Origin of the sequence: Devosia sp. (genome assembly GCF_028290645.1) — a bacterium.
Classification (GTDB): Bacteria; Pseudomonadota; Alphaproteobacteria; order Rhizobiales; family Devosiaceae; genus Devosia_A.
In genome coordinates this window covers 1-6,656 of sequence record NZ_JAQGJL010000035.1, presented here as the reverse complement: position 1 = coordinate 6,656, position 6,656 = coordinate 1, and the positions used below count along the sequence as shown (strand labels likewise).

Sequence of the window (6,656 nt, the reverse complement as noted above, 5' to 3'; positions counted from 1 at the left end):
TCCGAAGTTCGCGCAAGATATCGGCATTGCTACTTGGGGCTGTTTGAGACGAGGTGGCCGATGAAGGTCGCGGGGAAGGGGCACGCAGGCGACGGCGCGCCTCAAATTCGGGGATCGTTCGAATCTGGCTGCCAGACGTGATCGTGATGGAGACCGAGGTCCCATACTTGCTGGAGTATGGAGGATCAACGAGGCCTTGTACGCTCAACCATCGTCCCATCCATCCGTGCCCCGGCTGGTCGGTTAGCTTGTCCAAACCATCGTTCCAAATGTTGACCCGGACTCCCCGGCTCGTGTGGTTGAAAAAGACAAAGGCATAGGGCCGCCCACCTCTCTTTGTTCTTCCGAGATGTACCTTCACAACTTGTCCAACAAGTTCGACACGATTCCCGATCTGGCGCGAGACCGCATCGTAGTTGGAGCCATCAACTACATCGAAGGCACCAACATAAGCGGCGGCCGCCTTGGGTGCAGCCGCCGCCTGAGACGGGCTCCGGATTACGATGGAGGTGGCAGGAATGTTCCGGCCAGCTAGGTAGTCCTCAAGAGACGGGACGGCCGCCATGGGCGCCGCACAGATGTTGGCGAGGTCCGTGGCGTACTTGGTCAACGCCGGGATGGCTTTCAGGTCCGAGAAGACCCCGGAATTGGACGGGTCCAGAAAGTCGTTCGCGGTGAGGATGATGTTTTCGCCGTTTGAGTACCTATCGAACAGCGCCGGTTGTGCCGCCAGTGCCCGGAGGCTCAGGTCAATTACCGAAAACGAGAAGCGGTCCATGTTCGGCCCAAAGTCGGGCGCCGCCCGCTTGGGGTGCTGAAAGTGCTTGTGGCCGAGTTCGGCCCCGCTGCCAGTGGGCAGCGCCGGCACGTACACTCCGTCATAGTCGATGAGCTTGAGGTCCGATTTGACCAGCACGTTGCCGTTTTGAAGATCTCCGTGCGCCATGCCCTTGGACCGGAGAAAGCGCTCAACTTCGCCGAACTGAGTCCGTAGGCGCTCAAGGCGCGCCTTGTCCTTGTGGTTGTCCTCAAGGAACACACCAAGGGTGTCCCCCTCCACCCAATCCATTTTCACGATGGGGTAGTGCTGACCGTTCACCAGCACTCCGCGGGCCTGATACTCGAAGCCCACGAAGTACCGACCTGCGACCGCGCGCAGTCCAGTCGCCACGTGCGAGTACCTGGACTCTAGGTTCTTGGCCTCCTTGTGAAAGCAACGGACAGCGTACTTTCGACCTTGAGCGGCGGCCGTGTAGGTGAGGGCGAAGCCGCCACCCAGTGCGACCGGGAGCCCCATGCCGTTGACCGCGATCTTGGCGGCCTTGAGCGCGGTGTCCGTGAATGCGGTGCCGGGGTGCTGCACCGCATCGTTGTATTGATCCATGGACGGATAGCCGGCCAACTCCGCCCCCTACCCAATCACCAGTAGAGTGGTATCGTCCCGACGCATCGACCCATCGAGCCGCGCGGCCTCCACCAGCGCCACAAAGTCCCGCAACTGTCGGAGGTCCCGCAGCGCCGCAAGGCGCGGCTCCGGGTCTGATAGCAGCCACGCGCCAATGGCGTCCGTCATGGCGTAGATGCGGGGCGCCTCGATACCCTCGAAACTCCAGCGTGTAACTGCGTCCCGCTCAAGTACGGCCGCATTCCGGTCATGGAGAGTGGACAGGAGCAGCGGGTTCACACGGAATTGCTCCGGCGAGGTGTACGGAAAGGTAGCGCGGATGCCGGCGCCATCGTCCAGCACCGCGAGTGAGTCACCGATGCCCAAGACACGCACACCATTGCCCTCAAAATGGAGGGCAAGCAGCGTTGCGAAGCTGCCCCGATCAAAGGCCGCTTGAGCACTCCAAGACATGCTTGGGCGGTCAAAGTGGCGGTTGAACTCCTGTATTGCTCCGGCGAGGCCAGCCGCGTCCAAAGCCGGGCGGTAGAGGTAGCGGCGCACCAATATGCGCGCCCAATGCCGCGATGCGAACGACTCCGATGCGCCGTCGCTCACGGCATAGATTCCTCTGGCAAATGAGCAGGCCAAGGCGTCCTCGTTGAGGTGCGGCTCGTCTAGTTGCTTGCCGATGGTCCAGCGATGTAGCGGGCGCACCATGCGGCGGCTATCTGAGGTTGCTGGCGCGCGTGCCAATATCGAAGAAGTCCACGATGGACTCGTAGCCCGTCTTGTAGCCAAAGAAGCGGGACTCCGAACTCACCTGATAGCCCTTGTCCTGAGCGACCTGCACGAGGTGGGTAGGAAACGGGCTGGACATGCCAAATAACAGCCGCCCGTATGTATCGAGGCCCGTATCGGACGAGGGAAAACCACTTTCTCGCCACCAGCGGTGGAGATGTGCAGATTGAACAACAGGCATTGACCGTCTGAGGTGGACATTTGCCTGAGCGCGTCCGCCACGGGCGACGGGTCGCCATCAGTGGAAGCGCCATCGGTCACGTGAATGATGGTGGGCGGGTAGCTGCTCGGGTGCGAATCGCACCACGCCACTACAGCCTCAGCCGCGGTGCGCATTGCCGCTGTCATGGGCGTGCCCCCGGCGCTCGTTGGGTCAAACCACACCGGGAACTTGGTGGGCTGATCTACCAGGCCGCCAGCGCCATCCGGAACGCGCTTCATGCGCTCCTCAATGCGCAGGGGATTGGCCTCGATATCTGAGAGCGGGTGGAGGACGCTGCCGCTCAACGCGCCACCAAATCCGGACTTCACCGTGTCGCCACCATACCCAAGCACGCCCACATCAAAGTAGTTGCGGACGCCATCGGCGCGGGTGCATCGGATGATGAGTTGGTAGAGCGTCTTGTTGAGCACGTCCGCCACAAACTGGGCCTTGGTCTGCTCGGTTTCCATCTGCTCCTCCATCGAACCTGACTGGTCGATGATGAACAGGAAGGCAGATGGGCTAGTTCGGCTAATCTCAGCTTCATACATGGTTGGTTTCCCTCAAAAGTTACATTTCGGCCCGATCATCGGTGCCGCGACACCAATCGGCCTCGTATTGCGGGGTCCATCGCCTTGCGAGGCCCTCGCTTATCAGGATGCTGCCAATGGTCCGACCGTCGGGCAGAACTATCCAAACAAGGGGGCGCCGCGTGCGAGTGGCATCGACTTGATCCGAGTCAATGATCCGAAGCCCCTTCGTTTTGAGCAGTTCGGCCATGCGCGATTTTGCCCTGCGACCAAGCGCTAATTCCGCCTCGCACTTGCGGCTGCGTATCTCAGGGGTGTCAAAGCCGGAAACGAATGGCGCGCCATCGCCCATGTCTCGCATAAGGACGCCGTTGCATTTGATCGTGTCGCCGTCCACGGCGACCAGCTTACCGCACGAGATGGGCGTTCCTACCGGCTGCGCACTGGACGGCGCGACCATCGCCCCAGCGATGACCAGCGCTCCCACGAAGGCCCTCATTTTGATTTCCCCCCAACGTGTTCGATCTTTAGCGACGGGCCGTACTCTGCGCCATCATTTTGAGCATCGTCATCATCTGCGAGGCTTTGGTCTGCCCCAGTTTCTCGAAATTGTCCTCGTGAACCTGGAGCCGGTCTACCAACGTCCGCTGGGGCGCACCCGCCTCCACAGCGCTAAAGATGGCCATGCCAATACCAATCAACAGGGCCGACTCCGACTCGGTTAGCGACTTCTGAAACTGATCTAGGTTCACAGGTCTACCTCATGTTGTGACTGCCTGGTTGTGAGTTCAGCCGGCTTGGATACACTATATTGCGGGGGAGCATTGTCATGGGCCTTAGATTCAGAAAGTCGTTCAAGCTGTTTCCGGGCGTGCGCCTCAATCTAAGCGGAGGTGGCCTGAGCGCGAGCTTTGGCGTTCCGGGTGCGACCATCAATGTGGGGAAACGAGGTGTGCGCGGTACAGCCAGCCTTCCCGGCACTGGCCTGTCCTACAGCGCTATGCTTAGCGCCCCACCCAAGCGTGGAGCACGAGGCGCCCGGCAAGTTGCGCCAGCACCAGCCCTGAGGATTGAACCGTCTCCCGCCAATGAATGGCCGAGCCCGTCATCCGCGGGCTACATCCCATCGCCTGCACCCTCGCCATCCCTGCCCGGTGGAAAGCAGCCCTACGTGGCGTCGGCCGGCATGAGGGAAATTGGCAGCAAGGGGGTGGAGTCGCTCACCAGCCACTCCTTAGCGGAACTGCGGGACATGCTCATTGCCGCCCGCCACCAGCGCGAAGAGGTAGAGGCAGATTTAGAGGAGGCGGTCGGCGAGGCGCGAAAGCTAAAGACGGAACTGCATAAGCGGTCCCGGAGCATGTTCCGGGTGTTCTACAAGAAACGGATCGCTGCCATTCACGATGACGTTGCCGATGTAACCGAGGAAATCGACCGGCTGGAGGCGTGGGGCGAGACCACCCACGTGGATATGACGTTCGAGACTACGGACGCGGCTCAACGGGCCTATGCGGCCCTAATCCGGGCATTCGACGCGCTGCGCTCAAGCTCCGCCGTGTGGGATGTGACCTCGGACCGGGACACCAACCGCATACAGGAACGGACCACCGCCACCCGAACGGTTGACCGCCACCCCGCCAAGTTAGAATACGCCAACAATGACCTTGTGCGATTCAACGGGCGGGGACTCTCGTTCGAGAACGTCAACGGCGAGGACATTCTGATTTATCCGGGCATGGCGTTGATGCCTCGCGCGGATGGGATGTTTGCTCTCACCGACCTTCGCGAGTTGCGCGTGGCCTATCGCCCCACTCGGTTTGTCGAGACTGAGCAGGTCCCGGCCGACGCGCACATTGCCGGCTACACGTGGGCGAAGGTGAACAAGGACGGGTCCCCGGACAGGCGCTTCCGCGACAACTACCAGATACCGATCTGCCTCTATGGCCAACTGGCGATTAGCAGCCCACGGGGCGTGACAGAGGAGTATCAAGTCTCGAACCTCGCGGCGGCCGAAGCATTTGCTGCGGCGCTCGAACAGTACCAGGCCGCCTTGGCCTTTTAGGCCCGTTTGCGCCCCAACCGTGGCCGCAAGTTCCCAGGCGGAAGCGGCTCGGCTCGGTGAACGGCCCGTCGGAACCCTCTGCAGTCCGGGTCAAGGGCACTCGGCCGTCTGCAGCACAACGTGCCGATCTTCTTCGGGGAGGTAGAGACGCATCCGATTGGAGGGACCGAAAGGTAGAGTTCGGGTTTTTCCGCCGCCGCCCTGACCATGTTCGACACCGCCAAATCTGCGATTAAGTCCCCTCGGCATTCGATCCCCATCGACGCGCTCGAACGGCTCTCCAGATGATTGACGTCCATTTCTGGCGGGAAGCAGTCCTACGCGCAACTGTCTCACCAAATTGCGCGGTTCAGAATCTGGGCTGTTGCACGCACTTTTGGGCCCAGAATCACGCTCTGATGAGACGGTTGCGGACGCGAAAGCTCAGGCTAAGACCTTGATACTACCAGCTGACTCGCCGCGGCTAGGAAAATACTCCAAAGCAGCAGACTGCGTGGCGGAAGATTGGAGATTCGAACTCGTGATGCGGTTCAAAAGCGTACCTAGGTCTCTGTTGAGAACCGGATCACGAAAAGAGCGCTTTGAGAATTGCCCGGGAAATAGACGCCGCCACCTGCAGGGCGCCGCGGTGGATCATTCGCTCTGCTTCGATCTTCTCCGGATAGCCCGACATGCTCAGCTGCTTTATGGCCTCGCGCTCTTCTCGTCGGCCCATTCCTTTGGGTCGAAATAGAATTCGGCGAGGTTCAGGAACCCGATGAAGGTATTCCCCGCGCTGCAGCAAATGACGATAGGGCACGGGCTCTATCAAGGCGGCTAGCACTCGCCTGTCCCATCCGGCAGTTGTCAGCTCAATCGGAAATGCTTGCTGCCGCGCGGAGGCGCCGCGCCGGTCACATCTCCGACATCCGCTGTCATTGGGGCGGCTTCGCGGCGCAAGGTCCGAGGGCAAGCAGGGCCAAGGCATAGCCGTTGGTAGCCTCGCGGGCCTAGCGTCGGGCACACGGACACCAGCAGGGCAGTTTCGGCCAAGTCCCGCTTGTGCCAAGCCCTGAAGGAGGTCATCATGAAGCATCAAAGCCCCGAACAACTGCGCGAAGCCGCCGTGATCGTCGCGGCAAATCCAATCACCACGCTGAGCCGCGGCGAACGGCTAAACCGTTGGGCCGAGCTGCTGGATCAGCACGCCGGCTCGATGGAAGCGCTCTATCGCATCGAGTATCTGCCCGAGGCGGAACGGCGTGCCTATCGCGGCGGAGAGAGCACCCCGCTCGCAGTTGCCTACCGCGACCCGGTACTGCGCGGCGATGGCCTTGCCGGCAACACGCTCGGCGATGCGATGGACTACTTCGCACTGAACGACGAAGACGCCCATCATCTGCTGTGCGACTGCCACTACATGGGCTCGCTCACCGGCCACAATCTCGCAGCCCGGCTCCGTCGATATGCCACCGTTGGCGGCATCATGGCGTGGGTCGGAAGCACCTTTGTCGGTCGTTCCGACTAAGTGCACACAGTGCTCCGGCCTCTTAGGTCCGCCGCAACAACGGGACCGCCGATGTAAAGGGCGCCGAGCTACAGCGGCTTAGGATGCGGGACGGGACGGAGATGTAACGGCCTTCGACATACGTCCCACGGACGACCAGTGTGGCGAGCGACGGGCCGGTGGGAAATCCG

Annotated in this window: 7 protein-coding genes and 1 pseudogene; 3 read left to right on the top strand and 5 right to left on the bottom strand. The window is 61.3% G+C overall.

The features are described 5' to 3' along the window. The 5 genes from JWQ89_RS02130 to JWQ89_RS02110 all read right to left on the bottom strand — a co-directional run. Window positions 1–1,402: serine/threonine protein kinase (locus JWQ89_RS02130; RefSeq protein ID WP_299637997.1), on the bottom strand; the 1,402-nt coding region annotated here is incomplete at its 3' end. 9 nt (window positions 1,403–1,411) lie between these two features. Further along, window positions 1,412–2,104 (bottom strand): hypothetical protein, encoded by a 693-nt coding sequence (locus JWQ89_RS02125; protein WP_299637996.1) that lies wholly within the window; start codon window positions 2,102–2,104, stop codon window positions 1,412–1,414. A gap of 99 nt (window positions 2,105–2,203) precedes the next feature. Then, window positions 2,204–2,938: a vWA domain-containing protein gene (locus JWQ89_RS02120; RefSeq protein WP_299637994.1), complete on the bottom strand. Its 735-nt coding sequence runs from the start codon at window positions 2,936–2,938 to the stop codon at window positions 2,204–2,206. Between the two features lie 19 nt (window positions 2,939–2,957). Then, window positions 2,958–3,416 carry a thermonuclease family protein gene (locus JWQ89_RS02115; RefSeq protein WP_366143958.1) on the bottom strand — a complete coding sequence of 153 codons (459 nt, stop codon included), beginning with the start codon at window positions 3,414–3,416 and terminating at the stop codon, window positions 2,958–2,960. A gap of 28 nt (window positions 3,417–3,444) precedes the next feature. Then, window positions 3,445–3,669 (bottom strand): hypothetical protein, encoded by a 225-nt coding sequence (locus tag JWQ89_RS02110; RefSeq protein WP_299637992.1) that lies wholly within the window; start codon window positions 3,667–3,669, stop codon window positions 3,445–3,447. Window positions 3,670–3,746: 77 nt separating this feature from the next. Here JWQ89_RS02110 and JWQ89_RS02105 point away from each other — a divergent pair. The 3 genes and pseudogenes from JWQ89_RS02105 to JWQ89_RS02095 form a co-directional block, all read left to right on the top strand. Next, a pseudogene (locus tag JWQ89_RS02105) lies at window positions 3,747–3,902 on the top strand (DUF4236 domain-containing protein); the annotation flags it as partial. Window positions 3,903–4,088: 186 nt separating this feature from the next. Then, window positions 4,089–4,979 (top strand): hypothetical protein, encoded by an 891-nt coding sequence (locus JWQ89_RS02100; RefSeq protein WP_299638001.1) that lies wholly within the window; start codon window positions 4,089–4,091, stop codon window positions 4,977–4,979. Between the two features lie 1,066 nt (window positions 4,980–6,045). Beyond that, window positions 6,046–6,486, top strand: a complete 441-nt coding sequence (locus tag JWQ89_RS02095) for a hypothetical protein (protein WP_299637990.1) — start codon at window positions 6,046–6,048, stop codon at window positions 6,484–6,486. Window positions 6,487–6,656: the final 170 nt, after the last annotated feature.

Excerpts from the sequence above, each read along its gene's own strand:
- JWQ89_RS02125 (WP_299637996.1), bottom strand. The coding sequence starts at position 2,104 with ATGGTGCGCCCGCTACATCGCTGGACCATCGGCAAGCAACTAGACGAG.
- JWQ89_RS02120 (WP_299637994.1), bottom strand. The coding sequence starts at position 2,938 with ATGTATGAAGCTGAGATTAGCCGAACTAGCCCATCTGCCTTCCTGTTC.
- JWQ89_RS02115 (WP_366143958.1), bottom strand. The coding sequence starts at position 3,416 with ATGAGGGCCTTCGTGGGAGCGCTGGTCATCGCTGGGGCGATGGTCGCG.
- JWQ89_RS02095 (WP_299637990.1), top strand. The coding sequence starts at position 6,046 with ATGAAGCATCAAAGCCCCGAACAACTGCGCGAAGCCGCCGTGATCGTC.